Below are 1,944 nucleotides of genomic sequence, written 5' to 3' on the forward strand. Positions count from 1 at the left end.
ATAGAACACAAATGGGGCGGAGCAAAAGCGATAAGGAGGCAAAAAAGATGTTCAGTTGATGAGTTGTTTACGGAGCATATTGAATATGTCAGGTTATGTCGATTTTGCTATATAAAGGAAAGAAAGCCAATATTGCGGTCGGCGAAACGGAGGCGATCATCATGCGTGCAGCCAAATCCAAACGGATTGATAAAAACACCCATAAAAGAGTGAAAGCCACTGGATGCCAGATTAGTGGTGGTAAGGCTTAGCGATGATGCCGGAAATGAACTGACTCGCTGAACTTTGCTGACGAACGTAGGACATGACATTAGTGATGATGAAGTCGGCCATTGGTATTACTGACGATGGAATATAGAATCCCTTTTTAAGCTAATAAAGGGCGCGGGACATGATATTGAGTCATGGCTTCAACGTAGTGCGGGTGCCGTGTTACGCAGATTACTGATAGCCAGTATGGCCTGTGTACTGGTCTGGCGTTTGCAACGGTCAGAGGGAGAGGAAAATACCCGAGTACGGCAATGGGTTTGCAGACTATCAGGGAGGCAACAAAAACGGGGAAGATTAGAGAGTGCTCCGGCTCTCCTTGCTGGATTATCTGTCCTCTTGAACACATTGATGTTGCTATCGGAGTATACACCAGAAGAACTGGCCCATTTAGCGGCAAGGGCATTGGGCCAGTTCGAAGATGTGTAGATACCTATGCATATAGCAGGGGGAGGTGATGAACGCCATTGACTTGGTATAGAAGGCTTTCCTTTCCTCCGGTGACCTCTTTGACCATGGATTTTAGGTTATTGTTTCTTATCATCGTGGATTTTAATATGGCGTAAGGATATAGCGGCTACTATAGCCAGAATCATAATGCCTAGTGCGCTTACTACTGCTGCCATATGGAATCCTGAAGTAAATGCGACTTGTGCATTGAGTAATAATCCAGAAGGGAGTTCTGTGGCTATAGAGGTGGCTGACCACAGGCTGTCGCTGACAATATCTCGAACTCTTCCTGTTAGGTGCTCAGGAATTTGACTGACTATAGTGTAATGATATACAGCATTGGCAATACTTCCAAGTATAGCGATACCAAGTGAAATCCCAAGATCTTGCACAGTTTCGGTCATGGCTGAAGCTGAACCTGCTTTTTCTGGTGGTGCTGAGCCAACGACAAGTTCAGTGCCAAGGGCGGCAATTGTTCCATTGCCGAGATAAGCGAGTGAAAGACCGATAATGGAAATTATTACACTATAGGTATCGTTTCCTAGTTGCGTGAACAGATAATATCCTACAACAGATAAACCTAGCGAGCTGGCAACTACAAAACCAGGTCGAATATATCGAGCAATTAGTGGTGCAGCTATGCCTCCAGTGATCATCGCTAGAGCTGCTAACCCCATCCACAAACCTGAAATAAAGGGTGAGTACCCAGCAACTAGTTGCAGATATTGGGCGACCAGTAACATTGCGCCACCAACTGCGATTAATCCGACTAATAATACGAGCAATGCTATTGAAAAAGTTCGGTTAGCAAAGAGAGTTATATCAAGTAAAGGGTCATCAAGTTGTCGTTGGCGTTTTACGAATAAAAAGGTGAAAACCGCGCCTATAACGATTGTTGCCATAGCATCTGGGACTAAACCGTGTTTGGAGATTTGTTTGATACCATAAATTATTGGTAATATGGCGATAAGAGAAAGTATAACGCTTAGCAGATCTAATTTTCCACTATTCGATGCCCGATACTCGGGGAGTAAGAAGGGTGCAAAGAGAAGCAATAAGCCAACTATAGGAACAGCTATAAGAAAAGGGTTGTGTTGCATTAAGGGTTGAAAGTTATCAGAAAGTCGGTTTGCTGATTTTTTAGGCTGCTAGCAGATAGAATTGTTGTGCCGATGACAATCCTTGCCCTTGTGGAGGTTGAAACTGCCCTTTGCGTATCATGTGCAC

At 44.2% G+C, this 1,944-nt stretch carries 3 protein-coding genes and 1 pseudogene; 2 read left to right on the top strand and 2 right to left on the bottom strand.

Annotation, left to right across the window (positions count from 1 at the left end):
- The first annotated feature begins 95 nt into the window (after positions 1 to 95).
- Together Xhom_RS31740 and Xhom_RS24705 are read left to right on the top strand one after the other, a co-directional pair.
- Positions 96 to 251, top strand: coding sequence for a hypothetical protein (locus Xhom_RS31740; protein ID WP_169928575.1), 156 nt, complete (start codon positions 96 to 98; stop codon positions 249 to 251).
- A 178-nt stretch (positions 252 to 429) separates the two neighbouring features.
- Entirely contained in the window at positions 430 to 696 is a 267-nt protein-coding gene (locus Xhom_RS24705) for a hypothetical protein (protein ID WP_145957519.1), read from the top strand.
- Positions 697 to 794: 98 nt separating this feature from the next.
- Here the strand turns inward: Xhom_RS24705 and Xhom_RS24710 are convergent, their stop codons facing one another.
- Both Xhom_RS24710 and Xhom_RS24715 read right to left on the bottom strand, forming a co-directional pair.
- Entirely contained in the window at positions 795 to 1,817 is a 1,023-nt protein-coding gene (locus Xhom_RS24710; RefSeq protein WP_099140120.1) for an MFS transporter, read from the bottom strand.
- Between the two features lie 40 nt (positions 1,818 to 1,857).
- Positions 1,858 to 1,944 (bottom strand): annotated as a pseudogene (locus tag Xhom_RS24715) (IS6 family transposase); the annotation flags it as partial.

Origin of the sequence: Xenorhabdus hominickii, assembly GCF_002632725.1 — a bacterium.
Taxonomy (GTDB): Bacteria; Pseudomonadota; Gammaproteobacteria; order Enterobacterales; family Enterobacteriaceae; genus Xenorhabdus; species Xenorhabdus hominickii.

Excerpts from the sequence above, each read along its gene's own strand:
- Xhom_RS31740 (WP_169928575.1), top strand. The coding sequence starts at position 96 with ATGTCGATTTTGCTATATAAAGGAAAGAAAGCCAATATTGCGGTCGGC.
- Xhom_RS24710 (WP_099140120.1), bottom strand. The coding sequence starts at position 1,817 with ATGCAACACAACCCTTTTCTTATAGCTGTTCCTATAGTTGGCTTATTG.